The sequence below is a fragment of the Maribacter taeanensis genome, from assembly GCF_047345145.1.
Lineage (GTDB): Bacteria > Bacteroidota > Bacteroidia > Flavobacteriales > Flavobacteriaceae > Maribacter_C.
On record NZ_JBLFER010000002.1, the window covers coordinates 1,191,697 to 1,207,301 of the forward strand.

Genomic DNA, 15,605 nt, shown 5'->3' on the forward strand with positions numbered 1-15,605 from the left:
TGATGCTTGGTTATAAGACGATTATGTGATAAGGTTATCGGTAGACCTATCTCAAATTTTGTCTAAATCAGGAAAAGAAAATAAGTCGTACAATTTTAATAATTAAAAAAATGGAATTAATTGACAAACTGGTGGAATTTTTCAAAGCCCCAATAGAGGAAACAAAAGATATTGCTCCAGAAGGTGTTTGTGCTCTTTGTTGGGGTCACTACGCTTATGACAAAAAGATTAGAACGGTTTTAAAAGACAAACAGGTTGATGTAAATAACCATCGCGATAGTTACATGAAAGTAAAAAAGTTTCTAGTAGAACATGTCGACGGACCTAAGCTCAAAAAAGGACTTATTGAATGCTGCGGTAAGTGCGATGATTCTGAAAAGAACATACATAAGAATAATTAGTAGTAAGACTATTAAATGGATATAGAATCAAAAAATACAGTTGTTTCCGGTGCTAGTTCAGGTCTGGGTAGCGCGATATCTAAAGCCTTGGTAGAACATGGTGCGATAGTTTACGGACTCGCAAGGAATTTGGAGAAATTAAATACACTAAAAAAGGTACTTGGAGCCAGTTTTATTCCTGTTCAATTAGATATTTCAGCTCAAGAAGATGTTAATGCCTGGTTGCAGAACACATTCTCTCATAATCAATTGCCAAGTATTTTGATAAATAATGCCGGTGTTGGGGGCTTTGGAAAAATAGATGAGCTGCCAACAGAACAATGGCACAAGATGATGCAGGTTAATCTAAATGGAATGTATTATTTAACTTCTGGTGTAGTTCCTCTCTTGAAGCAAAACAAGCAAACTAGTCATATCATTAATATTGGTTCCATTTTGGGTACAGTTGGGCGTGAGGAAGGGGCAGCCTATTGCACCAGTAAATTTGGTGTACAAGGTTTTAGTGAAGCTTTGTTTAAAGAGTTAAGGCATGACAGAATAAAAGTAACCTGCATTAATCCTGGGTCTATTGCTACGGATTTTTTTAAAGATAATGGTATTGTTGCCAATGATAAAATGCTCCAAACAAGCGATATCGCAGATACCATGATTCATATTTTAAACACACCAGATAATATGCTTATTGATGCCATTACAATTCGCCCACTCAACCCTTGAAAATAAACAAGGAGTTCAGCATCAGATATATTCCATATAAACCTAGAATCAAAAAATAGTATGTAATGTGTTTTAACGAATAGCTTAATGAATGGAAATCATGAAATAATTTCAAAATATAATTATGATAAAAAAGACCTTCTAAAAAATTTGAAATGCCTTATTAAGATGCATAAGGAAGGTAGGCTGGGAGGTGAAACAATGCCTTTGGATGCTAAGCCTAGTCTAATACGACCAGATTCTAAGGAGAACTATCATTTTCTCACTTTACCCATGGCACTTAACTACCAAAGAGATTCATATAAACTATGGGAAAGTGCACGGGATACCTACCTTGATAGTGAGACCAACACTGTATTTCATCCTGAAAAGGTACTGGGTTATAGTAGCTCTGAGTTAAAAGATAACTTATTGAAGTATAAATTGGCTTTAAGACCTAATAAACATGTGGATACTTGGCAACGGTTATGTGAAGTAATCGCTGAAAAATACGATTCGGATATCAGAAATCTATTCCTTTCAAATAATAATGATATCCTTTTGATTAAGGAAGTTCTCGAGAAAAAGGAAAAGAAAAGATTCCCTTTTTTAAGTGGTCCAAAAATACTTAATTATTGGCTTCATGTACTAGATATTTATACTCCCATTCAGTTTATAAATAAAAATGCAATATTAATTGCTCCCGATACCCACATTATAAAAGCCTCACTCAAATTAGGTATTATTTCAGGTGGATTTGAAATGATAGCACAGAATAGAAATCGTGTTTCAAAAATATGGGATGATACCCTTCATGAATCAGGTATTTCCCCTAGAGAGGTTCAAACTCCATTATGGCTATGGAGTAAAGGAGGTTTCAAAAAAATAGAATAAACAATGAATATCAGATTTGGAATTGAAATGAACATACTAATGGCACTTATAAATGTGATTTGATAAATTTCTATTCCTTTTTGAAAAGAATAAAGACAATACCCGACTATAGTAACACTTAAGCAGGCAAAATAATAACAATCAGAATGTTAATGATTGGTTTAACAAACCAAGTCATGCTTTTATTATGTACTGAAAAAATAAAAGATAATGATTAAATCAACAGATAACGGGTTAGTTTTAAAAAATAGCACTTTAGACTTTGAAGCAACTTACACTAAATTGAAAAACACGATTGATGCCAATCCTAATTTGACAATTATGTTAGAAGTGGATCACAGTAAAAATGCTGCTGCTAAAGGCTTAGCGCTGAGACCTACACGAGTTATAATTTTTGGAAATCCATTACTAGGAACGCCATTAATGCAAAATCAAGCTGCTTTAGCTATAGATTTACCACAAAAAATAGTACTCTATCAATTAGAAGATGGCACGGTTCAAATAGGATATAATGATCCAATATATCTTAAAGAAAGACATGGAATAATTGGACAAGAGGAAGTTCTTACCAATATTTCCAATGCTTTAAATACAATTACCGATATGGCGATACTAAATTAAGATAGTAGAATCTGTTTAAGATTTTTTTCTAATTAGTATTGAGTTGTTGTTTTTCAAATTAAGTAAAACAGCAAGGCTGAATTTTAGGTGCTTTGTTCGAGATTATTTTTATTTATAATCTTGAGTTCAATCTTTTTAAATACAACAGAGGTAGAAATAAAAACTTTATTAATATCGATTTTGCTAGAGCACTTTGCAATAGTACTCCAATCCCCGTGAACAAAGGAGTTTCTAATTATTCTTAAATTTTGATTCAGATATTCCATTGTTGCATCGGTTAAGTTTTCAATTTCACAGTTTTTTTCAAGATATTTGATATATGAATTAATAGTACTTTCTTGGCTTTTTTTTCTAACCTTTATATCGTAACCTCCATAGTATTTTGAGTTGTTATTTGGACTGTATTCGGCACATAGCGATTTAAGTGACTTTTCCAATAATATGCTTATAAGTAGGATTTGATTCATTGGAACTGTAAATTCAAATATTCCCTTCCATGATGGAATTTCAAAATCTTTTATTCCATGAATTATGTCATTGTTGTTAAAACTTATTCCATCAAATTCGTGACTTTTCAGAGGTTTTCTTTCATACTCTTTACAATTTTCTGCTAGATTATTTATTTTTTCTAATGTTGATTCTTGAAGTAACATACAGAAATCAAATAAGCTATTTAATTCTTCTTCGATTACCACAGATCTTGGAAAAAATAGGCTTAAAGAGAGTATCTATCTAGTGGGAAACTCAATTTTGGACCAACATCTTACAAACCCTAACAGAGATAAGGTACCTCTGAGTGATTTCGCAACAAAGGAATATTCGCTCTCAACTTCTACCGCGGGGCTGGTGTTCTCATTGTAATATGGAACTTCGGAAATACGAACGGTTACGAAAAACCTTTTCGGCAGAACCAACTTTTGAATTCAAACTTCATTCCACTTTTTGGAGAGGAGCGATTTGCAATATATGTATGAATAATTCAAGGAATCCAAAGATTAAGGTAACAACTTGTAGTGGCAATTCATAACCGTATAATACCACTAAAATACCTGCGATTAACTCAGGAATGGTTTGTCCTAATACATGGGTACTAGTTGGGAACCAGAGTAGTTTTCCTTGGTCTTCTTGCAATCCATCCACTCCACGAGAATCGTTATAAAACCTGCGCGCAATAGCTCGTTCGCTGAGGCAAAGAACAAAACAACCAGCGCTAATTCAAAGGTTCTTTGGCTAAAGATTGTTGCTCCCAACGAGATCAACAAAACAAAAACACTGGTAATACTCATCTAGTATTGTCGATTCAATTTGTCTATTCTAGGTAGCAATGACCGGTTATTCATTGGGCTTGTACCATCGATATAACCCCCTCAATAAACGATACGTCCCCCTTTAATCCTATCTTTTTTTTGCACTTTTATGGTATAACTTTAAAAACGCATGATGGCTATCAGTTCGGAAGTAATAGGTGATTTTTATAAAAACTGTATTTTTTCTTTTTTTTTGGTCATGGCCGCAACGGTGAGTAGTCAATCTCCAAAAATAAATCAAAACGAAAATAATCTTATCACGGTCGAAGCGGAAGATTTTTTTAAACAGACCAAAACGGACATCCGCAAGTGGTATGTGATTTCGGAGAAATGTACAATAAATCTTAAAGATACCAACCCAAACCATTTGGATGACGCAAGCAAGGGCAAATACATTGAAATTTTACCAGATACACGCACTAATCATGACGAGAAACTGGTTACAGGAGAAAACTTCAGCAATACCCCAGGCAAGCTCGCCGTTGTGCATTACAAAGTCAACATTGAAAAACCGGGGAGGTATTATGTTTGGGTTCGAGCCTATAGCACCAATTCCGAAGACAACGGGGTTCATGTGGGTATTAATGGTAAATGGCCGAGATCCGGACAGCGCATGCAATGGTGCAACGGTAAAAATTCTTGGAAATGGAGCAACAACCAACGTACTATTGAAAGACATTGTGGTATTCCCGGCTTTATTTATTTGGATATAGCAGAACCCGGGGAACACGAAATACAGTTCAGTATGCGGGAAGACGGTTTTGAAATGGACCAATGGTTGATGACCACCGATGCATCATATCACCCTGAAAAAAGGGAACGAGAAAAGAAAAGCACTGGACAAATCCTATTTGAAATCGCCGAGCAAGTTAGCCCCAGCAGCCAAATATTTTTGGCGCAGGAATTTAAAAATTTAAAAAATGAATTTTACTCTGATCGGAATTGGCTCGCAATAAAACCTGAGAAGCATACAGAAGCTAAAGCCTATACCATAATTGAAGAGGATTCAGGAATCTATGACGCCCTACTTTTTACTGTGGGCGAAAACGATGGGCGTTCACTTTATACCCTCTCTGTAAACGATAGGATCAATGATACTTTTAGAACTCCATTAAGCAGTGTTTCTTTTGAAGAAGGGTTGGAATATACCAAAATCTATAAAAATCTATTGATTAAAACTAAAGATACACTTGCGGTAAGCGCCGTAATAAAAAGCAGAGATGGAAAAGAATATAGTAGAGGGCGATGGAGCGGCCTCATACTTGTTAAACAAGGAGAGGGCGAACAATTGCAAAAAGAAATTCAAAAGGAAGTAGCAAATCGTACCAATGTAAAGCTATCTAAAGAACTCAAAAAATGGCACAAGATTACATTGACATTCGAAGGGCCCAAGACTTCTGAAACTGATAATTTCAACCCATTCATGAACTACCGTTTCAATGTAAAATTCTCTCATTCAAAATCCAATAAGGTATATCTTGTCCCTGGCTATTTTGCTGCGGATGGTGATGCTGGGATGACCTCTGCAACCGAGGGAAATAAATGGCGTGTTCATTTTACTCCCGATGAAGTTGGCAAATGGACGTATGAAGTTGATTTTAGAAAAGGTGCCTGGGTAGCCATAAGCGACAAACTTAAAACAGGTCTGAGCGGATCGTATATGGATGGGGCAACCGGAACATTCATAGTAGATAAAACCGATAAAAAGGGGCAAGATTTCAGAGCGAAAGGACGATTGCGGTATGTGGGCGAACGGTATCTGAAATTTGCCGAGACTGGAGAATACTTTTTAAAGCAAGGCCCTGATGCGCCTGAAAATTTCTTATCCTTTGTTGATTTTGATGGTACTTTTCATGCAGATGGACACAAGGATCATATGGTAAAAACATGGCAACCACATGTAAAGGATTGGACCAAAAAAAGCGCAACATGGAAAAATGGAAAAGGCAAGGCCATCATTGGAGCCTTGAATTATCTGGCATCTAAAAAGCTCAATTCAGTTTCATTTTTGACCAATAATATCTCGGGGGATGATCAAAACATCTTTCCTTATATTGATTATGATACGTATGACCGTATCGACGTTTCCAAAATGGATCAGTGGGAAGTTCTTTTTGAGCATGCCCAGAAAAGAGGTCTGTTCCTACATTTCAAACTGTTCGAGGAAGAGAACCAAGGTCTTTTAGATCATGGCGGGGTTGGGGCATTCACCAAACTTTATTTTAGAGAAGTAATGGCGCGTTTTGGCCACCACTTGGCCTTAAACTGGAATCTGGGCGAAGAAAACGGAGAATGGCTTACCAATCATAAGACTCCACCACAGGATACGGAACAGCGCTTGGCCATGACCCATTATTTCAAAAAACATGATCCGTATCGGCATCATCTCGTTATTCACAATGGTATTACATATGATGATCTTCTAGGTCCGGATAGCGGTTTGACCGGGCCATCAGTTCAAACCCATAAAGCAGATTTTAGCCAAGTTCACCAAGAAACGCTACACTGGATAAAAGCCTCTAAAGATGCTGGGTTCCAGTGGGCCGTGGCAGTAGATGAACCTGGTGACGCACAACATTCACTAGTACCGGACACCGATAATCCTGACCATGACCAAGCTCGTAAAAATGCATTATGGGGCACTCTAATGGCTGGTGGATGGGGAAACGAGTGGTATTTTGGTTATAAACACAAACACTCTGACCTTACCTGTCAAGATTATAGGTCTCGCGACCTCTTCTGGAACATGGCCTCAAACGCTATTACATTTTTTAAGGAAAACAAGATTCCTTTTTGGGAAATGGAGAATAGAAACGACCTAGTTGACAATCCTGAAAACAAAAACACGGTATACTGCCTTGCGAAAGAGAATGAAGTGTATGTAGTGTATTTGAACACCGCGAATACTTCTTATTTGGATTTGACCAATGCAGATGGCGAATTTGAGGTAGCATGGTTCAATCCTAAGATTGGAGGTAGTCTTCAAAAGTCTAAAATCAAAAGTATCCGGAGTGGTCAAATTGTAGATTTAGGAAAATCACCTGATAAACGACAACAGGATTGGGTGATTCTAATCAGAAAATTAAAATAATTTGATTCTAGGAAAAAGTCTATTATCTATATAAACTTTACATTAAAATGAGATTCCGTAGCACACTTCACCTTGTTTGTACTTTGGCATTCATGGGATACCTATCAAGCTGTGGACAAAAAAAAGCAGATAAGAACTCTAAAGCTGAAATCTCCTATTCCATAGATAATTCGGTCATAAAATTGGGCAGACAGCTTGCCAGAACACACTGCTATTCGTGTCATATGATAGAGCAGGCAGGTATAGGTCCTGCGTTAGGTGGAGTTACCCAAGTACATGATAAAGAATGGTTGGCAGCATTTATTAAAGGGTCCAGTGCTATGGTCGAAAAAGGGGATAAAAAGGCCATTGCGCTATTTGAAAAATATAAAAGTCCTATGCCTAGTTTTAGTCACCTATCCGATTCGGAAATCGAGGCGATTTTGAGCTATATTGATTTTTATAGCAAGGAGCGGCATATAAAATATGACCCAAAAGGCAATTCCGAGAAGATGCAAAAACTTATGGTGATTCCCTCAGAACCTATTCCCAAGACAGGTCTCTTACTTGTGATTTCCGATTTTACTTCAATACCATTTGAAACTGAAAACAAAGCATTGTTGCGGTTTTCCAATATGAGATATAAACCAGATGCCCTTAGTGAGGATATCTATATAAATAACCATGATGGACAGCTCTATCACATATTAAATGACGAAGTAAGAACTGTATTTCATATGAAAAATCGTTTTCCTGACTTTATTTCCAACCCTGGGTTAGCCGCTGGTTTCGGCAGTTTTGCCTTTCATCCTGAGTTTACGAACAATAAGCTCGTGTACCTTACGCATACCGAAAGCTTTAAAGGAAAATCTGCAGATTTTGAATATGACCAAAAAATTCCTATTGAAATGCAATGGGTGCTATCTGAATTTAAGCTTGACCAAGCAAATGGTTTTAAAAATGCAGTATCTAGAGAATTATTAAGAATTAATGTACCAAAGGCGGTTCATGGTATACAAGACATCAATTTTAATTGGACGGCAAAAATTGGAGATACCGATTATGGGCTTTTGTATGTGGGCATCGGCGATGGTGGTGCCACCGTAGGAGGGCATCCGGAACTTTGTCACAATCTCCAGTCTCCCTTGGGTACTATTCTAAGGATAGATCCTTTAGGAAATACGAGTACCAACGGGGCTTATGCAATTCCCGATACAAACCCATTCGTTTCTAGCAAGAATTTTAAAGTTTGGAAAGAAATATACGCGTATGGTTTTAGAAACCCACACAGATTTGCTTGGGATAATAGTGATAAACGGTTTTTATCCTCAGAAATCAGCCACAAAACATTTGAAGAAATCAATTGGATACACCCGGGGAAGGACTATGGTTGGAACATGAGGGATGCAAACATCAAATACGACCCAAAATATCAAAAAGAACTTGAGGCGGTGCCATGGGATACACCAGAAACTGATTACCAGCTACCCTTTGCAGTTTATAGCCATAATGAAGGTCGCGCGGTTAGCGGAGGGTTCATTTATAGGGGATCCATTTCCCTTCTAAAGGGAAAATATATTTTTGGTGATATCGTTTCGGGGCGTATTTTTTATCTAGACCTCAGAAAAAAAATAGACGGCCTACAGCAGGTTTATGAATTTGATTTATTGAATCAACAAGGTGAAAAGATAACGCTTCAAAATTTAGTGGGCAATCGGGTAGATTTGAGATTTGGAGAGGATTCTTCAGGAGAACTATATATTATGACGAAAACGGATGGATACATTCGAAAAATAACGGGAAGCAAACATTTAAACAATTAACATACCATCTAAAGCAAAGAAAAAAAACCCTTAAAAAGATGAAAAAATATTTTTTGATGCTCATATTGACAGCTCCCTTGTTTGCGGCCTTAGGGCAGAATAAGGAAGATTATCGCCCATCTTTATTTTTTAGGGAAGATTGGACCGAAGCACCTGAACATTCCATAAAACCATTATCCCAAAAATTTGTAAGTAATCAAGATTTGCTCTTGAATGTTTACGGTACAGCTGTTGATAGTCTTAGTAAAAGTCATCATGACAAACCTGTGGACGATCCTTATTATATATGGTCAGGTAGATGTTTAGGTAGTTGGATGGTTTCCCTTAAGCACAAAACAAAAAATGTGGACTTGACGGGCGCTGCCAAAATAAGATGGAGAACCAAACAGGCCGGTTTTCGAAAACTCCATTTAACCTTGAAGTTAGCAGATGGCACTTGGTTGGTAAGCGATTTTGGTGATGGCAAATCAAAAGACTGGCGTACTAGAGAAATTATTATTGGGAATATCAATTGGTTCGAGTTGGATATGGAATTGATGTCTGAAATGCGGCCCGTGGAAAATCCGGATTTATCCAATGTTACCGAAGTAGGTTTTACGGATTTGATGAGTGGTGGTAGATGGTTTGCCTGCTCAAGATTGGATTGGATAGAAGTATATGGCATACCTAGTAAATAACTAACATTATAATAATTGATATGAATTTAAAAACAATCTGCATTACACAGGTTTTCATAGTACTTTTCACTTATATTTCTTGCAGAACACACCTAAGGTAAAGTACTTCTTTAGGGAGCCACAAAACTTCTTGAAAAATCAGGGTTATGAGAAATTATATAATGGAGATAACGTAGACAATTGGAACATTATATATCCAAAAGAGGGCATGTATTTACCAAAACTGGTTTTTATGATAAGTGAAAACGGAGAAATGCATGTTTTTAAAGACTTTGAATACTGCTATGGTTTTGAGGAAGAAAAAAACCAAACTTATTGTATGTTCTTTACAAAAAAATACAGTAGGTATAGTTTTAAATTCAAATACAAATGGGGTAGTAAGCACATTAATAATTTTGACCAGTTTCAATATGATGCTGGCTTTATTTCCACATTTACGATGTGAAAATCTAGCCAAAAGGTATTGAATACCAAGCTTGCTACAACCATTTAGAAGACCGAAACCACATAGGCGATATTTAGAATTCCGAAGTAGCCTTTGATGGGTCATCGACAATACCAACGAAGACCCAAAATCAAGGACCTATTTACCTTTAAATGAAGGCGGTACACTACAACAAAGAAGGCAAAACAAACATAGGCAAATTATAGATGTTTCGTTCAACGGGCTCAATGGAAAATGGAACCAATGTGAAGTCATTGTCATAGTCAATACATATGCTATTTGTAAATTAAACGGAAAGGTCGTAAACATTCTCATCAATATGAGTCATTAAGAAGGTTTTATTAGGACTACAAGCGGAAACCATCGAATTCTTTTACAAGAACATCATGGTAAAGGAATTTAATGAAGAACGACGTATGGAAAATTTTCTGAAGAAATAAAAAACCAATTTTACTAAAAAAATTATTGGTGAGAACCATATTTCAAGAATTTATTCCAATTGGAATAGAGTCACTCTGAGATTGCTATAAAGAAAATCAAAGTCTCAATAAATACCTTAAATTACAGGTAAGCTTATAAAAGTAATATGGTCATCTGTTAATAAATCTATATATATTAATAATTACGAAGCAATTTTTGGTAGTTAAACCACTATTTAATCAACCGAAAAACGGGCTCCGTTAGCAAACATTTCTTGGTAGCATTGATTAATCACTATCGTAATTTACAGAAACATCTATATTGTCGTACTATAGGTCATAGGGTAATATATTGTCGTACTTTTTTTGTTGGTACCAAGGATCATTGGTTCGCTTAAGTTCCTTTGCCAATAATACTAATAGTTTTTTTGCTATTTCAGGTCTTTCGTCTAATGGAATCTTCTTGAGCTGATAGGGATCTTCTTGAGTATCATATAAATAAGCAGCCTCCAATTCTTTAGCTTCCAAAAGTTTTTTGTTCTGCTTAAGACACAAAGTATACCTATCGGTCAATATACCTCTAGAATTCGCCAACATGAGCAATACACCTTCTGGTTTTCTAATCTCCGTAGACAAGGGGTCAGTCAATAATTCTGAAAAATCTGTACCCTCTACCCTCTCTGGTATTTTTTGTTTTAATCCTGCCAAGCCCATGGTGGTAGGCAATACATCCGTTACGCTATACAGCACATTGTTGACTTGACCACCTTTTAGCTTTTCTGGCCAATGAACTATGAACGGTATTCCCAAGGATTCTGTTTCAAATGCGTTTTTACCCCTACGGCTGTGACTACCCATCATCTCTCCATGATCTGCACTGAGAATGATAATGGTATTGTCCAATTCGCCCATCTTTTCCAAGTAATCCATAACTTCACCTATATAGTCATCTACACTAGTAACATTGGCAAAATAATGTCTGGTGTAGTGCCCCACTTCCACATCGGCATTATCTCTTACCAATAGGCTATCAATTTTTGGAAATTTATCAGTATCGTAGTATTGTACTAAAGTTTCCATGTCCGTATTACTATCATCCCAAGGGTTATGGGGCGGATTTATGGACCACATCATAAAGAAAGGCTTATCAATGTCTCTGACATCATTTTTATTTTGCAGATAAGCTACAATTTTTTCGGCCTCGTTTTTTGGTGAAAAAATTTTAGGTTGATGAAGTTCACCATCTTTTTTATTCTCTATAGCTATGGGGTCATTAGAATATACCAGAGGGTCAAAATGTAAATCCCGAATGGACTGATAAAAGTACTCGATACTGTGCCTCGATTTACCTGGTGGTATATAGGTATCATAGGCATTCATGTAATGACCGCCGGGAGAATTAGTAGTTCCTTGGTAATCACCATTCTCATCGAAAAGGGGGTCGTTTTTAAGCCAATGGCATTTTCCAAAATAGGACGTATTATAACCAGCTTCGTAAAAAAGATCGGTTATTGTGGCAATATCATCTCGTAAACCTTCATTCCTGTCTTTATGACAATTGTTCCAGATTCCATTTTGTTCTGGGTACATGCCTGACAATAACATTCCCCGGGCAGGACTGCATAAGGGAAAGTTGCTTACTGCTTGACTGAATACGATACCATTTTTTGCCAGCTTGTCCATATTTGGCGTCAGAACTGGGTCCGGTTGGCCAATGGCATGTTTACGGTATTTATCCTCTGACCAAAAGCCTGCACTATAACGTCTAAGTTGATCGGGGTAAATTATGAGTACGTTAGGTGCTTTTTCTTTATTCTCTGCCAAAACAGTCTTGCTTTCCTTTTCTTTGCATCCTAGCAACATCAAAAACGTCAGTACTACTAAACTCTTTATTTTCATCGCTATTTGAGTATTAATTGTTCTACTTTTTTATAATCAGTACCGCGAATCTTTTCAAAGCGCTCTAGCATTTCTGATAATTTTTTAGGGTTCGATTCGGCCAGGTTCTGTTGTTGGCCAATATCTTCCTTTAGATTAAAAAGTTGAAAACCTGTATCGTTCCCAAGCTCAATATTAACTTGTTCTTCTATCACAGGTCCTTGATAAGGCGGTATAAATAACCAATCTCCCTTGCGCAACGCTGTTCTAGATGTGGCTTCTAATACCAAAGCTTCACGTCCTTTGTCCTTTTTTCCAAGAAAAACATCTAACATAGACTTGCTATCTTTCGTGGTAATCTTCGAGTCAGCCAATGCTGCGAACGAAGAGAGTACATCTAATTGACTAATGAGTGCATCTGAAACCTTTGGCTTAATCTTATCTTTCCAATACATAATGAAGGGTACTCTTGTACCCGCTTCATAAAGACTATACTTTCCGCCCCTTAAAGGTCCCCAAGGTTTATGGTCACCCAATTTTTCCACCGCATCATCATAATATCCATCATTAAGTACAGGACCGTTATCGCTTGAAAAAAATATTAAGGTATTCTCCAGAAGTTCTTCCGCTTCCAAAGTTTTGATTAATTCTCCAATACTCCAATCTGCTTCTACAATTACGTCTCCTCTAGGTCCCATTCCTGAACTACCAACAAAACGGGAGTGTGGTGTTCTGGGAACATGAGGTTGTTGCATGGCATAGTATAAAAAGAAGGGTTCTTCCTTGTGCTTTATAATGTAATCTTTGGATTGATTTAAAAAGTCATCTGCCATATCAACATCGTTCCAACGTGCTTCTTTACCACCTTTCATATAGCCTATTCTAGGAATGCCTTTTACGATAGTGCTGTTATGACCGTGATGCCATTTCATGGTCGTTAGTTCTGGGTTGTCAAGGCCTGTTGGTTCTCCTTCAAAATTTTTCTTATAATCTATTTCGATGGGGTCTATAGGGTCTGCCCCTTCTACAAGCCCGTTTTTGAGATATACCGTGGGTACCCTATCTTGTGTGGCAGCCATAATAAAGGAATAGTCAAAGCCAACTTCGTTGGGTCCTGGCGAAACCATTTGGTTCCAATCTACTTGGCCCGTTCCCAGACCCAAATGCCACTTACCGATAACAGCGGTATGGTACCCTTCTGCCTTAAGTAGCTTGGGCAATGTTACTTGTGCCGTATCTATAACCAAAGGAGCCGTTCCAGGCAATATCTTCGCATTTTTATTACGCCACGGGTAAACACCCGTTAATAAAGCGTATCTGCTTGGCGTACAGGTCGCGGATGAGGCATACCCATTCGTGAATTTTATACCTTCATTCGCCAAACGGTCAATATTGGGTGTTAATGATTTTGTTTCAGAATATACCCCTACATCACCATATCCCAAATCATCAGTATATATGATAATGATATTGGGAAGTTTTCTTTTTGTTGATTCTTGTTTGTCAGTTTTACAACTAATTTGAAAACAGAAACATATTATAGATATTACTAGAATTGGTTTAAATTTCATAATATAGTGATACATGGTTTTTTTAAAATTTTTAGTTTAGATTTTTAAATATTAAAAAGACTTGGCAACCACAAACTTAGTTGTGGAAAATAAGTGATTAGAAACAGAGCGATTATCATTGCGATAAAAAGAGGCAATAAGGGTTTAATCACTTTTTCAATAGTTGTTTTTGCAACACCTACTCCGACAAAAAGAACTGATCCCACTGGCGGGGTACAGAGTCCTACGCATAGATTCAAAATCATAATGATTCCAAAATGCACGGGGTCGATTCCAAGTTTGATTACAATAGGTAAGAATATGGGTGTAAAAATTAGTACTGCAGGAGTCATGTCCATAAAGATACCCACAAAAAGCAATATGAGGTTGATAATGAGGAGGATAACTATTGGGTTATCGCTCAAACCCAATAAGGTAGTACTTAAATCTTGAGGTATATTTTCAAATGAAAGTGCCCAAGACATACTCATAGAAGTTCCTATCAATAACATAACAACCGCTGTTGTAGCGGAAGAATCCAATAAAATTTGTGGTAGCTTTTTAATAGAAATTTCCTTATAGGCAAATCCCAACAATAAGCTATAAAGTACTGCTATTGCAGATGCTTCAGTGGCCGTAAATATGCCCCAAATTATTCCTCCTATGACTACAACCAACATAAACAAACTTGGGACGGCAATTACAAAACTCTTAGCAATGGGTTTAAACGAGCTACGTTCACCTACCTTATACCCTTTTCTTTTTGCCCATATTAAAGCAATTATCATCAAAAAAAGTCCTGTTAAAATTCCAGGGATATAGCCTGCTAAGAAAAGTGAAGCTATAGAAACCCCACCACTTGCCAATGAGTATACGATAAGTACATTGCTTGGAGGGATTAACAAACCTGTAGTAGCGGAAGTAATATTGACTGCCGCTCCAAATTCCTTTGAATAACCTTGCTTTTCCATCTCTGGACCCAATATACTGCCCATAGCAGATGCGGAAGCCATTGCAGAGCCTGCGATAGCTCCCATTAACATCGCAGATATCACATTAATTAATGCCAAACCACCTGGTAAAGCACCTACCACTGTCTTTGCAAAAGCAATAAGTCTGTGAGCTATACCCCCTTTGTTCATTAATTCTCCTGACAGAATAAAAAACGGTATGGCTAAAAGTGCAAAACTATCCAACCCCGCTCCCACTCGCTGCGCTGTTACCGCCACTGCTGCTAATGGTGGAATACTTACCAGTAAAGTAAGTAGCGCAGAAACAACAATGCTCCAAGCTACCGGAACCCCAATAGCCAAAAGGCTGATAAAACTCAAAACCAAAATAAGTATGGGAATGTATTCCATAAGTTATCTATTTAAAATATCATCTGCTTTATAATAATTGATAAGAAGTCCACTTAAAGGTAAAGCGACATATACCAATGCGAGGGGAACCTCTAAAGCCGGTGAAGATTGTTCTAAAATATAGGTTACAAAAACCAACCGAAACCCTCCAATTATTAATATAGTCGTACTGGCTAGAATGATAATGATGTTAACTAAAAACTTTATTTTCCTTTGAGCTTTTCTATTAAAACGGTTTGGCAGAACATCAATAGCAACATGCATATTTCGACCAGATACATAAGCAGCACCAAAAATTCCCAACCATATCATGAGATATCTAGCAAGTTCATCTGTAAAAGAGCTAGGATTACCTAACACATATCTACTAAAAACTTGCCAGAGTACATTAATAACCATAACCCCTAATATGACAATTAGTAGTCTCCCGAGTATAAAATCTATTTTCTTTCTAAGGCTCATA

At 36.9% G+C, this 15,605-nt stretch carries 14 protein-coding genes; 8 read left to right on the forward strand and 6 right to left on the reverse strand.

Going from position 1 to position 15,605, the window contains the following annotated elements:
* Nucleotides 1–110: 110 nt before the first annotated feature.
* From ACKWCD_RS10980 to ACKWCD_RS10995, 4 genes are all read left to right on the forward strand, one after another.
* Nucleotides 111–401, forward strand: coding sequence for a hypothetical protein (locus tag ACKWCD_RS10980; protein WP_413983996.1), 291 nt, complete (start codon nucleotides 111–113; stop codon nucleotides 399–401).
* Between the two features lie 15 nt (nucleotides 402–416).
* Nucleotides 417–1,118, forward strand: a complete 702-nt coding sequence (locus ACKWCD_RS10985) for an SDR family oxidoreductase (protein ID WP_413983997.1) — start codon at nucleotides 417–419, stop codon at nucleotides 1,116–1,118.
* A gap of 87 nt (nucleotides 1,119–1,205) precedes the next feature.
* A complete protein-coding gene (locus ACKWCD_RS10990; RefSeq protein WP_413983998.1) occupies nucleotides 1,206–1,991 on the forward strand; it encodes a hypothetical protein in 786 nt (261 codons plus the stop codon).
* Between the two features lie 210 nt (nucleotides 1,992–2,201).
* Entirely contained in the window at nucleotides 2,202–2,612 is a 411-nt protein-coding gene (locus ACKWCD_RS10995; protein WP_413983999.1) for a DUF302 domain-containing protein, read from the forward strand.
* 83 nt (nucleotides 2,613–2,695) lie between these two features.
* On the opposite strand, the gene ACKWCD_RS11000 is transcribed toward ACKWCD_RS10995, so the two are convergent.
* Nucleotides 2,696–3,265 (reverse strand): hypothetical protein, encoded by a 570-nt coding sequence (locus ACKWCD_RS11000; RefSeq protein WP_413984000.1) that lies wholly within the window; start codon nucleotides 3,263–3,265, stop codon nucleotides 2,696–2,698.
* A 277-nt stretch (nucleotides 3,266–3,542) separates the two neighbouring features.
* The gene (locus ACKWCD_RS11005) at nucleotides 3,543–3,752 is read right to left on the reverse strand and encodes a hypothetical protein (protein WP_413984001.1); all 210 of its coding nucleotides are present in this window, start codon (nucleotides 3,750–3,752) and stop codon (nucleotides 3,543–3,545) included.
* Between the two features lie 297 nt (nucleotides 3,753–4,049).
* Between ACKWCD_RS11005 and ACKWCD_RS11010 the strand changes: the two genes are divergently transcribed.
* The 4 genes from ACKWCD_RS11010 (at nucleotide 4,050) to ACKWCD_RS11025 (ending at nucleotide 9,934) form a co-directional block, all read left to right on the forward strand.
* Complete coding sequence (locus tag ACKWCD_RS11010) at nucleotides 4,050–7,010, forward strand: DUF5060 domain-containing protein (RefSeq protein ID WP_413984002.1); 2,961 nt, start codon at nucleotides 4,050–4,052, stop codon at nucleotides 7,008–7,010.
* A gap of 47 nt (nucleotides 7,011–7,057) precedes the next feature.
* Nucleotides 7,058–8,812: a PQQ-dependent sugar dehydrogenase gene (locus ACKWCD_RS11015; RefSeq protein WP_413984003.1), complete on the forward strand. Its 1,755-nt coding sequence runs from the start codon at nucleotides 7,058–7,060 to the stop codon at nucleotides 8,810–8,812.
* Between the two features lie 38 nt (nucleotides 8,813–8,850).
* Nucleotides 8,851–9,489: a hypothetical protein gene (locus ACKWCD_RS11020; RefSeq protein ID WP_413984004.1), complete on the forward strand. Its 639-nt coding sequence runs from the start codon at nucleotides 8,851–8,853 to the stop codon at nucleotides 9,487–9,489.
* Nucleotides 9,490–9,568: 79 nt separating this feature from the next.
* Nucleotides 9,569–9,934: a hypothetical protein gene (locus tag ACKWCD_RS11025; RefSeq protein WP_413984005.1), complete on the forward strand. Its 366-nt coding sequence runs from the start codon at nucleotides 9,569–9,571 to the stop codon at nucleotides 9,932–9,934.
* A gap of 749 nt (nucleotides 9,935–10,683) precedes the next feature.
* Here ACKWCD_RS11025 and ACKWCD_RS11030 read toward each other — a convergent pair.
* From ACKWCD_RS11030 to ACKWCD_RS11045, 4 genes are read right to left on the reverse strand one after another with little or no spacing between them, the layout of a single operon-like run.
* Nucleotides 10,684–12,252 carry a sulfatase family protein gene (locus ACKWCD_RS11030; protein WP_413984006.1) on the reverse strand — a complete coding sequence of 523 codons (1,569 nt, stop codon included), beginning with the start codon at nucleotides 12,250–12,252 and terminating at the stop codon, nucleotides 10,684–10,686.
* Between the two features lie 2 nt (nucleotides 12,253–12,254).
* On the reverse strand, nucleotides 12,255–13,802 hold the full coding sequence (locus ACKWCD_RS11035; protein ID WP_413984007.1) for a sulfatase family protein: 1,548 nt from the start codon (nucleotides 13,800–13,802) through the stop codon (nucleotides 12,255–12,257).
* 44 nt (nucleotides 13,803–13,846) lie between these two features.
* The gene (locus tag ACKWCD_RS11040) at nucleotides 13,847–15,142 is read right to left on the reverse strand and encodes a TRAP transporter large permease (protein ID WP_413984008.1); all 1,296 of its coding nucleotides are present in this window, start codon (nucleotides 15,140–15,142) and stop codon (nucleotides 13,847–13,849) included.
* A 3-nt stretch (nucleotides 15,143–15,145) separates the two neighbouring features.
* A complete protein-coding gene (locus ACKWCD_RS11045; protein ID WP_413984009.1) occupies nucleotides 15,146–15,604 on the reverse strand; it encodes a TRAP transporter small permease in 459 nt (152 codons plus the stop codon).
* Nucleotide 15,605 lies beyond the last annotated feature (1 nt).

Coding starts and splice junctions, on each gene's coding strand:
- ACKWCD_RS10980 (WP_413983996.1), top strand. CDS start 111: ATGGAATTAATTGACAAACTGGTGGAATTTTTCAAAGCCCCAATAGAG.
- ACKWCD_RS10985 (WP_413983997.1), top strand. CDS start 417: ATGGATATAGAATCAAAAAATACAGTTGTTTCCGGTGCTAGTTCAGGT.
- ACKWCD_RS10990 (WP_413983998.1), top strand. CDS start 1,206: ATGAATGGAAATCATGAAATAATTTCAAAATATAATTATGATAAAAAA.
- ACKWCD_RS10995 (WP_413983999.1), top strand. CDS start 2,202: ATGATTAAATCAACAGATAACGGGTTAGTTTTAAAAAATAGCACTTTA.
- ACKWCD_RS11000 (WP_413984000.1), bottom strand. CDS start 3,265: ATGTTACTTCAAGAATCAACATTAGAAAAAATAAATAATCTAGCAGAA.
- ACKWCD_RS11010 (WP_413984002.1), top strand. CDS start 4,050: ATGATGGCTATCAGTTCGGAAGTAATAGGTGATTTTTATAAAAACTGT.
- ACKWCD_RS11015 (WP_413984003.1), top strand. CDS start 7,058: ATGAGATTCCGTAGCACACTTCACCTTGTTTGTACTTTGGCATTCATG.
- ACKWCD_RS11020 (WP_413984004.1), top strand. CDS start 8,851: ATGAAAAAATATTTTTTGATGCTCATATTGACAGCTCCCTTGTTTGCG.
- ACKWCD_RS11030 (WP_413984006.1), bottom strand. CDS start 12,252: ATGAAAATAAAGAGTTTAGTAGTACTGACGTTTTTGATGTTGCTAGGA.
- ACKWCD_RS11035 (WP_413984007.1), bottom strand. CDS start 13,802: ATGAAATTTAAACCAATTCTAGTAATATCTATAATATGTTTCTGTTTT.
- ACKWCD_RS11040 (WP_413984008.1), bottom strand. CDS start 15,142: ATGGAATACATTCCCATACTTATTTTGGTTTTGAGTTTTATCAGCCTT.
- ACKWCD_RS11045 (WP_413984009.1), bottom strand. CDS start 15,604: ATGAGCCTTAGAAAGAAAATAGATTTTATACTCGGGAGACTACTAATT.